Annotated in this window: 12 protein-coding genes and 1 pseudogene; 10 read left to right on the top strand and 3 right to left on the bottom strand. The window is 70.0% G+C overall.

Translation table 11 applies throughout. The features are described 5' to 3' along the window. The first annotated feature begins 154 nt into the window (after positions 1–154). The 4 genes and pseudogenes from ACFY9I_RS36225 to ACFY9I_RS36210 all read left to right on the top strand — a co-directional run bounded on the left by ACFY9I_RS36225 (position 155) and on the right by ACFY9I_RS36210 (position 5,942). Positions 155–1,591: an aminobutyraldehyde dehydrogenase gene (locus ACFY9I_RS36225; protein ID WP_391009799.1), complete on the top strand. Its 1,437-nt coding sequence runs from the start codon at positions 155–157 to the stop codon at positions 1,589–1,591. 239 nt (positions 1,592–1,830) lie between these two features. Continuing rightward, positions 1,831–3,016, top strand: a pseudogene (locus ACFY9I_RS36220) (PotD/PotF family extracellular solute-binding protein). Between the two features lie 292 nt (positions 3,017–3,308). After that, positions 3,309–3,968, top strand: coding sequence for a YceI family protein (locus ACFY9I_RS36215; protein WP_391009798.1), 660 nt, complete (start codon positions 3,309–3,311; stop codon positions 3,966–3,968). Between the two features lie 285 nt (positions 3,969–4,253). Further along, positions 4,254–5,942 (top strand): sigma-70 family RNA polymerase sigma factor, encoded by a 1,689-nt coding sequence (locus ACFY9I_RS36210; RefSeq protein WP_391009795.1) that lies wholly within the window; start codon positions 4,254–4,256, stop codon positions 5,940–5,942. Positions 5,943–6,014: 72 nt separating this feature from the next. On the opposite strand, the gene ACFY9I_RS36205 is transcribed toward ACFY9I_RS36210, so the two are convergent. Both ACFY9I_RS36205 and ACFY9I_RS36200 read right to left on the bottom strand, forming a co-directional pair. Further along, positions 6,015–6,701, bottom strand: a complete 687-nt coding sequence (locus tag ACFY9I_RS36205) for a glycerophosphodiester phosphodiesterase family protein (protein WP_391009792.1) — start codon at positions 6,699–6,701, stop codon at positions 6,015–6,017. 23 nt (positions 6,702–6,724) lie between these two features. Then, positions 6,725–7,810 carry an adenosine deaminase gene (locus tag ACFY9I_RS36200; protein ID WP_391009845.1) on the bottom strand — a complete coding sequence of 362 codons (1,086 nt, stop codon included), beginning with the start codon at positions 7,808–7,810 and terminating at the stop codon, positions 6,725–6,727. 676 nt (positions 7,811–8,486) lie between these two features. On the opposite strand from ACFY9I_RS36200, the gene ACFY9I_RS36195 reads away from it, so the two are divergent. Further along, entirely contained in the window at positions 8,487–9,326 is an 840-nt protein-coding gene (locus ACFY9I_RS36195) for a DUF4190 domain-containing protein (RefSeq protein ID WP_391009789.1), read from the top strand. A 94-nt stretch (positions 9,327–9,420) separates the two neighbouring features. On the opposite strand, the gene ACFY9I_RS36190 is transcribed toward ACFY9I_RS36195, so the two are convergent. Continuing rightward, complete coding sequence (locus ACFY9I_RS36190; RefSeq protein WP_391009786.1) at positions 9,421–9,987, bottom strand: NADAR domain-containing protein; 567 nt, start codon at positions 9,985–9,987, stop codon at positions 9,421–9,423. A gap of 208 nt (positions 9,988–10,195) precedes the next feature. Between ACFY9I_RS36190 and ACFY9I_RS36185 the strand changes: the two genes are divergently transcribed. The 5 genes from ACFY9I_RS36185 to ACFY9I_RS36165 all read left to right on the top strand — a co-directional run bounded on the left by ACFY9I_RS36185 (position 10,196) and on the right by ACFY9I_RS36165 (position 15,978). Next, positions 10,196–11,731 carry an aminobutyraldehyde dehydrogenase gene (locus ACFY9I_RS36185; protein ID WP_391009783.1) on the top strand — a complete coding sequence of 512 codons (1,536 nt, stop codon included), beginning with the start codon at positions 10,196–10,198 and terminating at the stop codon, positions 11,729–11,731. Positions 11,732–11,816: 85 nt separating this feature from the next. Beyond that, positions 11,817–13,061 (top strand): extracellular solute-binding protein, encoded by a 1,245-nt coding sequence (locus ACFY9I_RS36180; RefSeq protein WP_391009780.1) that lies wholly within the window; start codon positions 11,817–11,819, stop codon positions 13,059–13,061. A gap of 8 nt (positions 13,062–13,069) precedes the next feature. After that, on the top strand, positions 13,070–14,242 hold the full coding sequence (locus ACFY9I_RS36175; RefSeq protein WP_391009778.1) for a polyamine ABC transporter ATP-binding protein: 1,173 nt from the start codon (positions 13,070–13,072) through the stop codon (positions 14,240–14,242). Continuing rightward, positions 14,242–15,177 carry an ABC transporter permease subunit gene (locus ACFY9I_RS36170; RefSeq protein ID WP_391009776.1) on the top strand — a complete coding sequence of 312 codons (936 nt, stop codon included), beginning with the start codon at positions 14,242–14,244 and terminating at the stop codon, positions 15,175–15,177. Before ACFY9I_RS36175 ends, ACFY9I_RS36170 begins: the two co-directional genes overlap by 1 nt. Beyond that, positions 15,178–15,978: an ABC transporter permease subunit gene (locus tag ACFY9I_RS36165; protein WP_391009773.1), complete on the top strand. Its 801-nt coding sequence runs from the start codon at positions 15,178–15,180 to the stop codon at positions 15,976–15,978. Positions 15,979–15,991: the final 13 nt, after the last annotated feature.

Below are 15,991 nucleotides of genomic sequence, written 5' to 3'. Positions count from 1 at the left end.
GCTTGAAGTATGCGGATTTCGCAGTCGGCGTGCCGTTGGGGGTGTTGAAAACGTGGGGCGGCCGATTAGGGTGGTGTCTCAAGGGATGGACACCCACCCCTGGAACGCGAGCCTGGACACCCGTACCGGGACATCGACCTCTGGAGGGCCGGCAGTGAGCACCGAGCTGCGTCGTCTGCGCAACTACATCGACGGGGAATTCCGTGACGCCGTCGACGGACGGACCACGGAGGTGGTCAACCCCGCGACCGGCGAGGCCTACGCGACCGCGCCCCTGTCCGGCCAGGCCGACGTCGACGCGGCGATGGCCGCCGCCGAGGCCGCGTTCCCGGCCTGGCGGGACACGACCCCGGCCGAGCGGCAGAAGGCCCTGCTGAAGATCGCCGACGCGTTCGAGGAGCGGGCCGAGGAACTCGTCGCCGCCGAGGTGGAGAACACGGGCAAGCCGATCGGGCTCACACGGTCCGAGGAGATCCCACCGATGGTGGACCAGATCCGCTTCTTCGCGGGTGCCGCGCGGATGCTGGAGGGCCGGTCGGCCGGCGAGTACATGGAAGGGATGACCTCGATCGTCCGCCGCGAGCCGGTCGGTGTCTGCGCCCAGGTCGCGCCCTGGAACTACCCGATGATGATGGCCGTGTGGAAGTTCGCGCCGGCGATCGCCGCGGGCAACACGGTCGTGCTGAAGCCGTCGGACACGACCCCGGCGTCGACCGTGCTCATGGCGGAGATCATCGGGGCGATCCTGCCGAAGGGTGTCTTCAACGTCATCACCGGGGACCGTGACACCGGGCGGATGATGGTCGAGCACCCGGTTCCGGCGATGGCCTCGATCACGGGTTCGGTGCGCGCGGGTATGCAGGTCGCCGAGTCCGCGTCCAAGGACGTCAAGCGCGTCCACCTGGAGCTGGGCGGCAAGGCGCCGGTCGTCGTCTTCGCCGACACCGACATCCCCAAGGCCGTCGAGGACATCTCGGTGGCGGGCTTCTTCAACGCCGGGCAGGACTGTACGGCCGCGACCCGCGTCCTCGTCCAGGAGTCCATCCACGACGAGTTCGTGGCCGCTCTCGCGAAGGCGGCGGCCGAGACGAAGACCGGGCAGCCGGACGACGAGGACGTGCTGTACGGGCCGCTCAACAACCCCAACCAGCTCAAGCAGGTGTCCGGCTTCATCGAGCGACTGCCCGCACACGCCAAGGTCGAGGCGGGCGGTCACCAGGTCGGCGAAATGGGCTACTTCTACGCGCCTACCGTCGTCTCCGGGCTGAAACAGGACGACGAGATCATCCAGAACGAGGTCTTCGGACCGGTCATCACGGTCCAGTCGTTCGCGGACGAGGACCAGGCCGTCGGCTGGGCCAACGGGGTCGAGTACGCGCTCGCGTCGTCGGTGTGGACGAAGGACCACGCACGGGCGATGCGGATGTCGAAGGCGCTGGACTTCGGGTGCGTGTGGATCAACACCCACATTCCGCTGGTCGCCGAGATGCCGCACGGCGGGTTCAAGAAGTCGGGGTACGGCAAGGATCTGTCGGGCTACGGGTTCGACGACTACACGCGGATCAAGCACGTGATGACGTCCCTCGGCTGACGTCCCTCGGCTGACGTCCTTGGGCTGACGTCCCTGGGCTGACGGATGTCGGCGGGCGGGGGTCGGGCGGGCCGGGGAACCCGTAGCCGTCGTACGGATGTGATGGTGGGGCGTCGTCCTCGGCCCGCGCCGCCACCGCCACGGTGCAGAAGCGGGCGGGCCGCGGCTTCGATCCGGTCCGTCCGCCGTGTCGTTCGCCTTCGTTGCCCGGGCCCGCTCCTTACCGGCATGCTGCCCTGATGTCCCTGCCGCAGATCACCGGTGGCCGCCGTCCCCTCTCCCGTCGCTCATTGCTGCGCGTTCTCGGTGCGGGCGCGGTTCTCGGCGGACTGGCGGGGTGTGGGGTTCCCGCTGCGTACGTGGCGCCCGGGGACCGGGCCGCTGTCGATCTCTCGGCCCGGGACAAGCGGCTCAGTTGGGCGAACTGGCCGTTGTACATCGACACGGACGACGAGGACGATACGCGGCGGCCGACGCTGGAGGCCTTCGAGAGGCGGACCGGGATCGCCGTGGACTATGCCGAGGAGATCAACGACAACGACGAGTTCTTCGGCAAGGTCAGCCCGGCCCTGATGAACCACCGGTCGACGGGGCGCGACCTCGTCGTACTCAGTGACTGGATGTGCGCCCGCTTCGTACGGCTGGGGTGGGTGCAGGAGATGGACCGGACGCGTCAGCCGAACGTCACCGAGTACCTCGACCCCCAGCTGCGTTCGCCCGCCTTCGACCCCGGCCGGGGGTTCACCGTGCCCTGGCAGTCGGGGATCACCGGCATCGCGTACAACCGCCGGAAGGTCGGCCGCGAGATACGGCGGGTCTCGGACCTGTGGGCGGACGACCTGAAGGGCCGGGTCACCCTGCTCTCCGGCCTCGACGAGGCGTTCGCGCTGCTCATGCAGGGCAACGGCGTCGATGTCACACGCTGGACGGCGGACGACTTCCACACGGTCTGCGACCAGGTCGACGCCCGCGTCGGCGCCGGTCACGGGCAACGACTACATCAAGGACCTCTCCAGCGGCGATGTCCTCGCCTGCCAGGCGTACTCCGGCGACGTCGTGCAACTCCAGGTCGACGACCCGGACATCCGGTTCGTGGTGCCCGAGGAGGGCGCAGAACTCTGGTCCGAGTCCCTGATGATCCCCAACCTCGCCCGCCACAAGGCCAACGCCGAACGCCTCGTCGACCACTACTACGACCCCGAGGTCGCCGCCCGGCTCGCCGCCTGGGTCAACTACGTCTGCCCCGTCCCCGCCGCCCGCGACATCCTCGCCTCCGCCGGGGACGCGGACACCGCGGCCCTCGCCGAAGACCCCCTGATCTTCCCCGACGACACCATGCGCACCCGCCTGGCGATCGCCCGCGACATCACGCCGGCGGAACGTCAGGAGTTCGCGCGGCGGTGGAACGGGATCGTGGGGCTTTAGAACGGTACGCGGACGTCGAAAGGTGCTTGCGGGCGCCGCTCGCGGTGCACCGGATCGTGTCGGCATGGTGGGTCCGGCTCGCAGAAGCACTGATTCCGGCCACTGATTTCGTGGTCGAATTACGGCCACCCTCGAGTGAATTGTGGCGGGCGATTGGTGAGGGCGCTGTGGAGATAGTGCAATTGTCCGTGGCGCGGTGCTGCTTTATCAGCCTTTCGATACCGATTCGGGTTCGCGGGATCGGTCGCCGAAGGGTTGCGGTGGAATCCTTCGTGCCGTAGTTACGTGAATCATGAACCTGTTCACCCGTGCTGCGTCCGTGCGCCGCTCGGCAGCCCCCACAGCCTCACAACTCCCCCACGAGTCAACGGCTTCCACTCCCACCGGCCCGTCCGATCCCACCCTGGCGATGCTGACCGGCGAATGGATGATCGACGCGGCGCACAGCCGTATCGGTTTCTCCGTCCGTCATGCCTTGGTGACGACCGTGCGCGGGGCGTTCACGGAGTACCAGAGCCGGCTCTACTTCGACGGTCGTGATCCCTCTCGTTCACGCGCCGAGATCGTTCTGTCCACCGCGTCCGTCGACACCGGTGTGGAACAGCGCGATGCCCATCTGATGGGCCGCGACTTCCTGGACGCCGCCCACCATCCGAGCATGCGCTTCGTCAGTACGGCGGTGCGGCCGGTCGGCAACGATGTCTATCGCATGTCCGGTGAACTCACCATCAAAAGCGTCACTCGCCCCGTCGACCTGGAACTCACCTATCTAGGACACGTCATGGACCCGTTCGGTTATGAGCGAGTCGGATTCGACGGGACGACCACCATCAATCGCTCCGAATGGGGCCTCACCTACAACCAGCGACTCGCGGAGGGCGGTGCCATGGTGAGCGAGAAGGTGCGCCTGCAGTTCGACATCGCCGCGATCCGCTCGATACCCGGCGCCTGACCACCCGACGACCTCACCCCGGGGCCTGTCCCGTCCGACGGGCCCCGGGGTGTCCCGTGCTGCCCCTGTGGGTCGGTGCTCGACGGGACGGGACCGGGAAACTGTTATCCCGGCCGCCTCCACACCGTCTCCGTAGGCGCCCCCTGTTTCCCCACATGCGGGAGTGAGCCGTATGAGCAGTGTGATCTCCGCCTCGGAGGTTCCCCGCGTCGCAGGAATGGCTGAGAAGGTACGGAACGCAGCCGAGTGATCAGGGTGAACCCAGCAGGACCGGAAGGAACGTATGTGGACGGGCGGCAGTGGCGTTCCACCATCGCGGCCGCGCAGGCGGGGGACCGGCGCGCCCTCGACGAGCTGGTCGAGGGCTGGCTGCCCCTCGTCTACAACGTCGTCGGCCGGGCCCTCAACGGCCACGCCGACGTCGACGACGTCGTGCAGGAGACCATGCTGCGCGCCGTCGACCATCTCGACACGCTGCGCGATCCGGACAGCTTCCGCTCCTGGCTCGTCGCGATCGCGATGCGGCAGATACGGGACCGGGCCCGCCGCCGCACCGCCGACCCGCTCGAGGACAGCGATGCCCACGGCGCCGCCGACTTCGCCGAACTGACCGTCCTGCGGTTGCAGTTGGAGGGTCAGCGGCGCGAGGTCGCGGAAGCGGTCCGCTGGCTCGACGACGAGGACCGGCAACTGCTGTCGCTGTGGTGGCTGGAGGTCGCGGGCGAACTCACCCGGCGTGAACTCGCCGCCGCCGTAGGCATCAGCCGGCAGCACGCCGCGGTGCGGGTGCAGCGGATGAAGGCCCGCCTCGAAACCGCGCGCGGCATCGTCCGGGCCCTCGACTCCTCCTGCGCGGAGCTGGGCCGGGTCACCGCCCGCTGGCGCGGGCAGCCCGACTCGGTGTGGCGCAAGCGCATCGCCCGGCACATCCGGGGCTGCGTCCGCTGCGACGTCCGGGAGGGTCCCGGCGAGGTCGTCGTGCCTGCCGAGCGGCTCCTCGTGGGGCTGGCCCTGGTCCCCGTCCCCGTCGGCTTCACCCTGTCCCTGGCGTTCGGTGGGAAGACAGCCGTGGCGGCGACCGCCGCGACCGCCTCGGTGGGCTGGTCCGCCAAGGTGCTCGGCGTCCTCGCCAAGCCGGCCGTCGCGGTGACGGCGAGCGCGACGATCGTCGCCGGGGGTGCGTACGTGGTGACGCAGACGCCGGGCGAGCGGGCCCCGCAGGCCGCCCCCACCACGCTGAGCACGGCCCGCCCGCCCGCCGCGCCGGTCCCCGGCCCCCGGGCACCCCGCACCGCGCCGTCGCCTTCGCCGTCCCCCTCCGCGTCGTCGGCGAAGAAGGAGGACGAGGACCTGTACGGCAGTGTCGTCGACGCCGTGGACGAGGCGCCGGCCCCGGACACCCCGCCCGGTGCCCTCCCACGCCGGCCCGAGTCCGGCCTCACCAGCAGCGGTGGCGCACGGACCGTGATGAACCACCGTGGCGACAGCGTGACCTTCACAGGTGAGGGCTATGTCCTCGTCCGCTGGCAGATCTCGCCCCAGTACCGGGCAGGCGCCCTGGTCATGCCGTCCTGGACCGGTCTGCGGGGCAAGCTCTTCCATGTCGCCTCGGGCGGCGGTCGCCGCATGGACGACCCCGTGTCCGCCGACGGCAGGACCTCCGGCATGGGCGGCCCCGACACCGGATACACCGTCCTTCCCGACGGCACCCAGCAGATGTGGCAGAACGAGTACTTCTACCTCGACGGCACGGTCACCCTCACGCAGAACGAACGCGGCGCCGACTACGGCATCACCGTCGCCCCCTCCACCTGGGACGCCATCACCGAGGACGTCACTCACGGCCCCGACCGGGGTGCCCGACGCTACGGTCTCGTCCGTGACGATGGCAAGGACTCGGCGCCGGTGCCGCAGTACGTCACGCGGGAGACGCCAAAGGACGCGGCGACCGTGGCCCAGCGGTCGGAGGTGTAGTGGCTCGCCGGCGTGTCGTGGACGACCGCACGGTTCCCGGCGCCCCTGGGGGGCGCTCTGGTCGGCCTCGGCTCAAGGGTGCCGCCTCAGCGCGCACAGGGCGTCGACCCGGTTGGTGGTGATGGAGTCGACGCCCAGGTCGATCAGGCGGCGCATGGAGCGGCGGGTGTCCGGGGTCCATGCGGAGAGGAGGTAGCCGTCGCGGTGGACGCGGTCGGCCAGGGCGTGGGTGATCAGACCGAAGCGGTAGTTGAGCCAGCGGGGGCGCACGGCTTCCAGGAGGGCGGGCCGGGGTGGCGCCGAGGTCTTCCAGGTGAGGGCGATCTCTGCGGTGGGGGCGGCGGCCCGGACGACCAACAGGGTGGCTGGGTCGGCGCTGTAGTAGACGCGCTCCTCGGCCTCGCACTCCCGTACGACGCCCAGCACCTGTCGCACCGCGCGTGGGTCGGCCGCGCCCGGCAGGTCGACCATCACCCGGCTGTCCTCGGTGGTGAGCAGCGCGTCGGCCAGCGTCGGCACCCCGTCGGCCGTGAGCCCGCGCAGCTCCGCGGCGGAGAGCGCGGACAGCGGCCGGTCCTGCTCCCAGAGCCGGTTCAGCGTCGAGTCGTGGAGCAGGACGGGCACGCCGTCACGGGTGGTCCGTACGTCGAACTCGACGGCGTCCGCGCCTAGTTGGAGCCCGGCCCGCAGGGAGTCGAGCGTGTTCTCACGATGGCGGTAGGGGGCGCCGCGATGGGCGACGGCTGTCACGGTGCGCATGGGTGAGGGTGGTCCCGATCGGGTCAGGGGGTCAGCCAGGCCGATGTGTAGGTGTCGATCTCGGCGCAGACGCTGGCCTTGCCGGGCTCGTCGAGGAAGGACGCGTCCACGGCGTTCTTCGCGAGGTCGGCGAGGCCCCGCTCGTCGAGATCGAGGAGGCGGGCGGCGACCGCGTACTCGGTGTTGAGGTCGGTGCCGAACATCGGCGGGTCGTCGGAGTTGATGGTCACGAGGACCCCGGCCCGCACGAACTCCTTGACGGGGTGCTCGTCGAGGGTGCGGACCGCGCGCGTCGCGATGTTCGAGGTCGGGCAGACCTCCAGGGCGATCCGCCGCTCGGCGAGATGAGCGAGGAGCTCGGGGTCGCGGGCCGCGCTGGTGCCGTGCCCGATGCGCTCGGCGCGCAGATCGTTCAGCGCGTCCCAGATCGTCTCGGGGCCGGTGGTCTCGCCGGCGTGCGGCACGGAGTGCAGCCCGGCCGCGATCGCCCGGTCGAAGTACGGCTTGAACTGCGGCCTCGGTACGCCGACCTCGGGCCCGCCGAGCCCGAACGACACCAGCCCCTCCGGCCGCAGCCGGTCGTCGGTGGCGAGCCGGACGGTCTCCTCGGCCGAGACCAGGCCTGCCTCGCCGGGGATGTCGAAGCACCACCGCAGAACCGTCCCGAACTCGGCCTCCGCCGCCTTCCGCGCGTCCTCGATCGCCTCCATGAAGGCCGACTCGTCGATACCGCGCCGGGTGGAGGAGTACGGCGTGATGGTCAGCTCGGCGTACCGCACCTGCTGCCGGGCGAGATCACGTGCCACCTCGAACGTCAGCAGCCGGACGTCCTCCGGCGTACGGATCAGATCGACGACGGACAGGTACACCTGGATGAAGTGGGCGAAGTCCGTGAACGTGAAGTAGTCCACCAGGGCCTCCGGGTCCCTGGGCACCTTGGAGTCGGGGTGGCGGGCGGCGAGCTCCGAGACGATACGGGGAGATGCGGAGCCGACGTGGTGCACATGCAGCTCGGCCTTGGGCAGGCCGGCGATGAAGGCGTGGAGACCGCGGGTGCCGGAGGCGTCGGGAGCGGGGGACGGGCCGGGTACGGCGGGGGTGACGGGCACGCCGTGCGTGGTGCGGTTGTCGGTCAAGGTTCCTCCCCGGAACGGCGTCCCTCCCGGACCGTGGTCTGCGTCGGGGGACGCGGGTGATCGGCTGATCGATGACTCGGGGATCATCGTAGGCGGCTGCCCGCTCGCCGAACCCCGGGCCTTAGCATGACGGAACGTACGTCTCGATCACGTGCGGCGGAAAACCGTCACAGAACGGCATGGAACGTCACAGGGGGACCCGCGCATGTCATCCGACGAGGCACCGACCCCGGAGCCACCGGCTCCGGAGTCACCGGCCAACTCTTCGCAGGCGGACCCGTGGACTGTCACGGAGCCGGGGGTGGGCGACGGTGCCGCCCCGTCGAGGGGCGCCGATGGTGTCGTGCGGCCCACCGTGGCAGACGGTGTCGCTCTCCCGGCTGCGGCGGACGGCGGCCCGCAGCCCGAGGACGCGGTTCCGGTCCCGAAGGTCACGCTGGACAAGAGGGGTGCTTCGGTGGGGGCGGGTGTCGGGTTCGCCGAGTCCGCATCCTCTGTCGGCCCTGCCTCGGACTCCGCCGCCCCGGACTCCGCCGCCTCGGCTTCCGCTGCCCTCCCGGCCCCGCGTGTTCCGTGGGCCGCCCCCGCTCCGGGTGATCCTTGCGCCGCCCCGGCCGGTACTCCGGCGCAGCCTCCCACCCCGCCCTCCGTGCACGACCAGGGGACGGTCGCGGCCATGCCGGGTGCGGAGGCGCGTGGCCCGATGCCGGTGGACGCGGGTGCGCCCACACCTCCCCGGGCCCCCGTGAGCCCGCAGCCCTGGGCAGGCCCCGGCGGCTTCCCGCCCCCGGGCGGCACCACGCTGTCGCCCACCCCGGCGGCCAACCCGTTCGCCCCGCCCGCGCCCGACGCCTCCTTCCCGCCGCCCGCGGCCGGCGTCCCTCTCACGGCCCCCGGGGCCGCTGTCCCGCCGCCGCCCATCAGTCCCGAGGGCCCCGGCCAAGTGCCCTACGGCTACCCGCAGTACCCCCAATACCCGCAGTACCCGCAGTACCCCCAATGCCCGGGGTATCCGGGCGCCCACGCCCAAGCCCACCCCGACGTCGGCCATCCCGTCGCGGGCCCCGGCTACGCCTGGCCCTTGATGGCGCCGCCGCCCAGCAACGGGATGGGGATCGCGGCGATGGTGCTCGGCATCTGCGCCGCCTCGCTGTTCTGTCTGTGGCCGCTCGCGATCCTGCTCGGCGTCATGGCCGTGATCTTCGGGTGCCTCGGCCGGGCCAATGCGCACCGGGGCGAGGCGACGAACCCGGGGCAGGCGCTGGCCGGGATCATCTGCGGAGTGGCCGGCATTCTGCTGGGCATCGGCTTCGTCGTCCTCTTCATCGTGGCGCCGGCCAGCGACATCCCCGACTCGGACCCCGATTCCTTCGACGACAGCTACTCCACGTCGCTGTCCCTGGTCCTGCCCAGCGGGGCCGGTGCCACAGGACCGACCGCCGCCGCGCCGGCGCCCGGCACCGGGGCCCTGGCCGTCGACCCGCGGTAGTCCGAGCGCGGCGATCTGACCCGAACCGCCGCGCCGCCCCGGGAGGGCGCGGGAAACGGCGCGACCGGCCACGACGAACCCGCGGTCGCCACGCCTACGCATCCACTCCGCTCAGCAGCCGCTCCCGCGCCGCCATCAGCGCGAAACCCAGCAGGTTGGGGCCCCGCCACCGAGCGGGGTCCATGGCGCGTTCGTCGTCCGCCGCCAGGCCGATGCCCCAGACGCGGTCCACGGGGCTGGCCTCGACGAGAACGCGGCCGGCCGTGCCCAGCAGGAACGCCCGCAGGTCGTCGTGGGCGGCGAACTTGTGGACGCTGCCCTCGACGACGATCGCGAAGCGCTCCCGCTGCCACACGGCGTCGTCGAAGCCGCGGACGAGCCGTCCGATCTTCTTGGCCTGGGCGGGGCTCGACGCCGCGACGGCCTTGCGCTCCGCCTCCGTGTCCCCGAAGAGCCGGGCCTTCGAGGCCATCATCCAGTGCTCGGCCGTCGCGTACTCCACGCCGTCCACCGTGAACGGCGACGGCCACCACTGGCTCAGACAGCTCGCGCCGGTCTGACCGTCGGGCCGTGGCCGGTGCCCCCAGAAGTGCAGGTACTTGACCCTCGCCCCCGAGCGGACCGCCTCCGTCAGCGTGTCCCAAGAATCGATCCTCGTCATGCCCAGGAGTCTGCCAGCCACCACTGACAGTCCGTCCTCGATTTTCCGTCACGACTGAACCCCTGGTCGACAGATTCCGTCGCGTAACCAAAAGGCAACAACGGAATCACTTGTTGATGACCAGCGCCTCTGTCAGGATCGGCACTCAAATCGAGCTGGAGCTACGCCACCGCCCCGGGGACGAGGGGCACCGGCGGAGGAGAGCGACATGCAGAACCCGGGCACGGCCACCCCGGAACGATTCCCCGCACAGGACCGCTTCGCGGGCGGCGCGCAGTACATCGCCGGCCGCCCGGCGAAGGGCACGTCGGGGCGCGCCCACGCGGTCGTCGACCCCGCGACCGGCGAGGAGGTGCTCAGGTACGAGCCGGCCGGAGCGGACGACGTGGACGCGGCCGTCGTCGCCGCCCGTGCGGCGTTCCCCGGATGGGCGGCCACCACCCCCGGCGAGCGTTCCGACGCCCTGCACCGCCTCGCCGCCGTGCTGGCCGAGCGGGCGGAGGAGTTCGCACGGGCCGAGTCCCTGCAGTGCGGAAAGCCGCTCAAGCTGACGCGCGAGTTCGACGTGCCGGGCACCATCGACAACACCGCGTTCTTCGCGGGCGCCGCCCGGCACCTCCACGGCCGGTCGGCGGGCGAGTACTCCGGCGACCACACCTCGTACGTACGCCGTGAGCCCATCGGGGTCGTCGGATCCATCGCGCCCTGGAACTACCCGCTCCAGATGGCCGCCTGGAAGATCCTCCCGGCGATCGCCGCGGGCAACACGATCGTCCTGAAGCCCGCCGAGCAGACCCCCCTCACCTCGCTGCTCTTCGCGCAGGCCGCCACCGACGCCGGAATCCCGGACGGGGTGATCAACATCGTCACCGGCACCGGCAAGGAGGCCGGTGAGCATCTCGTCGGGCATCCCAACGTGGCCATGACGTCCTTCACCGGCTCCACGGCCGTCGGCAGGCGCGTCGCCGAGATCGCCACCGCCACCGTCAAGCGCCTCCATCTGGAGCTGGGCGGCAAGGCCCCCTTCGTCGTCTTCGACGACGCCGACCTGGAAGCCGCCGTCCACGGCGCGGTCGCGGGCGCCCTCATCAACACCGGCCAGGACTGCACGGCCGCCACGCGCGCGTATGTGCAGCGGCCCCTCTACGAGGAGTTCGTCGCGCGGACGGCCGCCCTCATGGAGACCGTCCGGCTGGGGGACCCCTTCGCCCCGGGCACCGACCTCGGGCCGCTCATCTCGCACGTCCAGCGCGACCGGGTCGCCGCCTTCGTCGAGCGGGCACGCGCGTACGCGCGCGTGGTCACCGGCGGCGAGGCGCCCCAGGGGGAGCTGAGGAACGGCGCGTACTACCGGCCCACGCTCGTCGTGGACGCGGCCCAGGACAGCGAGATCGTCCAGTCCGAGATCTTCGGGCCGGTGCTCGTGGTCCTGCCCTTCGACGGCGACGACGAAGGCATCCGGCTCGCGAACGACACCCCCTACGGCCTCGCCGCCTCCGCCTGGAGCCGGGACGTGTACAGGGCGGGCCGCGCCACCCGGGAGATCAGGGCCGGGTGTGTGTGGGTCAACGACCACATCCCGATCACCAGCGAGATGCCGCACGGCGGCTACAAGGCATCCGGCTTCGGCAAGGACATGTCCATGTACTCGTTCGAGGAGTACACCCAGATCAAGCACGTCATGTTCGACAATACGGCGATCGCCAGGAAGGACTGGCACCGCACGATCTTCGGGGACCGCTAGCCAGACCCGGGGACCGGCCGCCCGACCCCCGGCCGGTCCCCGCACACCCTCCCGAAAGGGCACCCTCCGAAAGGGCATCACGCGCATGGAGCAGTACGAGCCCGACCGCCTGTCCCCGGCCCAGGTGGCCGCCGTGCGGCGCAGCCTCACCAACGGCAGGGCCGCCCTCCCCCGCCGTTCGCTGCTGCGCGCCGGAACGGGCGGCGCACTCGCCTTCGGCGGGCTCGGGGCGCTGAGCGCCTGCGGCATCCCCGCGGCGAAGAACACCTCGAGCGTCTCCTCCGAGGACCACTCGGCCAAGGAGAAGGAGATCAGCTTCTCCAACTGGACCGAGTACATGGACGTCGACGACAGCGGCAGGCGCCACCCCAGCCTGGAGGCGTTCATCAGCCGCACCGGCATCAAGGTCAAGTACACCGAGGACATCAACGACAACGTCGGGTTCTTCGGCAAGATCAAGCCACAGCTCGCCGCCGGTCAGGACACCGGGCGCGACCTGATCTGTGTCACCGACTGGCTCGCGGCCCGACTGATCCGCTTCGGATGGGTCCAGAAACTGGACGCGTCCAACCTGCCGCACGCCTTCACGAACCTCTCCCAGCAGTTCCGCGGCCCCGACTGGGACCCCGGGCGCGCGTACTCGTACCCGTGGACCGGCATCTCCACCGTCATCGCATACAACAGGAAGGCCCTCGACGGCGAGGAGGTCAGGTCCGTCTCCGACATGCTCGACAACCCGAAGCTGAAGGGCCGGATCGGCTTCCTGTCCGAGATGCGCGACAGCGTCGGAATGACCCTGCTGGACATGGGCAAGGACCCCGCGAGGTTCACCGACGACGACTACGACGCGGCGATCGCCCGCCTGCAGAAGGCCGTCGACAAGGGGCAGATCCGCCGCTTCACCGGCAACGAGTACACCTCGGACCTCAGCAAGGGCGACTTCGCGGCCTGTATCGCCTGGGCCGGCGACGTCGTCCAGCTCAAGGCCGACAGCCCGGACATCGACTTCGTCATCCCCGACAGCGGCTACATGACCTCGACCGACAACCTGCTGGTCCCCAACAAGGCCCGGCACAAGACCAACGCCGAACGGCTCATCGACTACTACTACGAGCCGGGGCCGGCCGCCGAACTCGCCGCGTACATCAACTACGTGTGCCCCGTCGACGGCGTGAAGGCGGAGCTGGCCAGGATCGACGCGGACGCGGCGAACAACCCGCTGATCATTCCGGACGCGGCCATGGCGGCCAAGTCCCGCGCCTTCCGCTCCCTCAGCAGTGAGGAAGAGACGGCGTACGAAGAGAAGTTCGCGAAGCTGACAGGGGCGTGACGAGGACGATGACCAGCAAGAAGACCACGGAGAGCGGCAGCGGGGACGTCCGCCTCTCCGGCATCGGCAAGACCTACGGCTCCTTCACCGCCGTGCACCCGCTCGACCTGACCGTGCCGGAAGGTTCCTTCTTCGCCCTCCTCGGCGCCTCCGGCTGCGGCAAGACCACCACCCTGCGCATGATCGCCGGCCTGGAGGAACCTTCCTGCGGAAGCGTCTCCCTCGGCGACCACGATGTGACGCACCTGCCCCCGTACAAGCGGCCGGTGAACACCGTCTTCCAGTCGTACGCTCTCTTCCCGCACCTCGACATCTTCGAGAACGTCGCCTTCGGACTGCGCCGGCGCGGCATCAAGAGCGTGAAGAAGCAGGTCGAGGAGATGCTGGAACTGGTCCAGCTCGGCGAGCAGGCGCGCAAGAAGCCGCACCAGCTCTCCGGCGGCCAGCAGCAGCGCGTCGCCGTCGCCCGCGCCCTCATCAACCACCCGAAGGTCCTCCTCCTCGACGAGCCCCTCGGCGCCCTCGACCTCAAGCTGCGCCGCCAGATGCAACTGGAGCTCAAGCGCATCCAGACCGAGGTCGGCATCACCTTCATCCATGTCACGCACGACCAGGAGGAGGCCATGACCATGGCCGACACGGTCGCCGTGATGAACGGCGGGCGTGTCGAGCAACTCGGCTCCCCGGCCGACCTGTACGAGAACCCGCGGACCACCTTCGTCGCCAACTTCCTCGGCACCTCCAACCTCATCGAGGCCGAGGTCGACTCCACCGGCGGCGACGAGATCGTGCTGACGGCGGGCGACGGCAAGCTTCTGCTCCCCGAGGCGCGATGTTCCGCGCCCACCCGCAACGGCGGCAAGGTCCTCGTCGGCGTACGCCCCGAGAAGATCACCCTCACTCACGCGGACGACGCCGGGGAGATCCCGGTCGGCCGCAACCGGATCACCGGGAAGATAGCCGCGACCAGCTTCATCGGTGTCTCCACGCAGTACGTCATCGACAGCTCCGTCTGCCCCGAGTTCGAGGTGTACGCGCAGAACATCGACCGCGACGTCCGGCTCGTGCCCGGCGCCGACGTCGTCCTGCACTGGAGCCCCGCGCACACGTTCGGCCTGGACGCCGCGCAGGACATCGACGCGGGTGTCGACGCGGGTGTCGACGAGGAGGCGGCCGCCTGATGCCGACCCTCACCGAAGCCGAGGCACCACCGCCCATCGCCCCCACCCCGGCCACGGCGGGGCCGCCCCGCCGACGGGGCCGCTGGACGCCGTACCTGCTGCTCGCACCCGGCCTGATCTGGCTGTTCGTCTTCTTCGCGCTGCCGATGGTCTACCAGGCCTCCACATCCGTGCAGACGGGCTCCCTGGAGGAGGGCTACCGGGTCACCTGGCACTTCGCGGCCTACTGGGACGCGTTGAGCGAGTACTACCCGCAGTTCCTGCGCTCGGTGCTCTACGCGGGCACGGCGACGATCCTGTGTCTGCTCCTCGGCTACCCGCTGGCGTACCTGATCGCCTTCCGGGCCGGCCGTTGGCGCAATCTGATCCTGATCCTGGTGATCGCCCCCTTCTTCACCAGCTTCCTGATCCGCACCCTCGCCTGGAAGACGATCCTGTCGGACGGCGGCCCGGTCGTCGGCGCCCTCGACGCGCTGCACGTCCTGGACGTCACCGGTTGGCTCGGCCTCACGGCCGGGGACCGGGTGCTGGCCACCCCGCTCGCGGTGGTCTGCGGCCTCACGTACAACTTCCTGCCGTTCATGATCCTGCCGCTCTACACCTCGCTGGAGCGCATCGACGGACGGCTCCACGAGGCGGCCGGCGACCTGTACGCCAAGCCGTTCACCACGTTCCGCAAGGTCACCTTCCCGCTCTCCACGCCGGGCGTCGTCTCCGGCACCCTGCTGACGTTCATACCGGCGAGCGGTGACTACGTGAACGCCGAACTCCTCGGCTCCACCAACACCCAGATGATCGGCAACGTCATCCAGAGCCAATTCCTGCGGATCCTCGACTATCCGACGGCGGCGGCCCTTTCGTTCATCCTCATGGCCGCGATCCTCCTCATGGTCACGGTCTACATCCGCAGATCCGGGACGGAGGACCTGGTCTAGATGGCCTTCGTGAACTGGCTCAAGCGTCGTCTCGTCGTCATCGCGGGACTGCTGACGCTCGGATATCTGCTCCTGCCGAACATCGTCGTCACGGTCTTCTCCTTCAATCAGCCGAAGGGCCGTTTCAACTACGAGTGGCAGGAATTCTCCACGGCGGCCTGGACCGATCCGTGCGGTGTCGCCGATCTGTGCGGCTCGCTCTCGCTCAGCCTCCAACTGGCCGCCTGGGCGACCCTCGGCGCGACCGCCCTCGGCACGCTGATCGCCTTCGCGCTGGTGCGGTACCGCTTCCGCGCGCGGGGCGCCGTCAACTCGCTGATCTTCCTTCCCATGGCCATGCCCGAGGTCGTGATGGCGGCCTCGCTGTTGACCCTCTTCCTCAATCTGGGTGCGCAGTTGGGATTCTGGACGATCCTCATCGCCCACATCATGTTCTGCCTCAGCTTCGTCGTGGTCGCCGTCAAGGCACGCGTGATGTCGATGGACCCCAGACTGGAGGAGGCCGCGCGTGATCTGTACGCCGGTCCCGTGCAGACCTTCGTCCGGGTCACCCTGCCCATCGCCGCCCCCGGTATCGCGGCGGGCGCGCTGCTCGCCTTCGCGCTCTCCTTCGACGATTTCATCATCACCAATTTCAACGCGGGCTCGACGGTCACCTTCCCCATGTTCGTCTGGGGCTCGGCACAGCGCGGTACGCCCGTCCAGATCAATGTCATCGGTACGGCCATGTTCCTGGTCGCCGTACTGATCGTGGTGGCCGGAATGGTCATCGCAAACCGCAGGAAGAAGCAGAAGGCATGAGCCGGGCATGAGC

The organism is Streptomyces sp. NPDC012510 (assembly GCF_042955065.1).
Classification (GTDB): Bacteria; Actinomycetota; Actinomycetes; order Streptomycetales; family Streptomycetaceae; genus Streptomyces.
This window is presented reverse-complemented; position numbering and strand designations above follow the sequence as displayed.

Coding starts and splice junctions, on each gene's coding strand:
- ACFY9I_RS36215 (WP_391009798.1), top strand. CDS start 3,309: ATGAACCTGTTCACCCGTGCTGCGTCCGTGCGCCGCTCGGCAGCCCCC.
- ACFY9I_RS36205 (WP_391009792.1), bottom strand. CDS start 6,701: ATGCGCACCGTGACAGCCGTCGCCCATCGCGGCGCCCCCTACCGCCAT.
- ACFY9I_RS36190 (WP_391009786.1), bottom strand. CDS start 9,987: ATGACGAGGATCGATTCTTGGGACACGCTGACGGAGGCGGTCCGCTCG.
- ACFY9I_RS36185 (WP_391009783.1), top strand. CDS start 10,196: ATGCAGAACCCGGGCACGGCCACCCCGGAACGATTCCCCGCACAGGAC.
- ACFY9I_RS36180 (WP_391009780.1), top strand. CDS start 11,817: ATGGAGCAGTACGAGCCCGACCGCCTGTCCCCGGCCCAGGTGGCCGCC.
- ACFY9I_RS36175 (WP_391009778.1), top strand. CDS start 13,070: ATGACCAGCAAGAAGACCACGGAGAGCGGCAGCGGGGACGTCCGCCTC.
- ACFY9I_RS36170 (WP_391009776.1), top strand. CDS start 14,242: ATGCCGACCCTCACCGAAGCCGAGGCACCACCGCCCATCGCCCCCACC.
- ACFY9I_RS36165 (WP_391009773.1), top strand. CDS start 15,178: ATGGCCTTCGTGAACTGGCTCAAGCGTCGTCTCGTCGTCATCGCGGGA.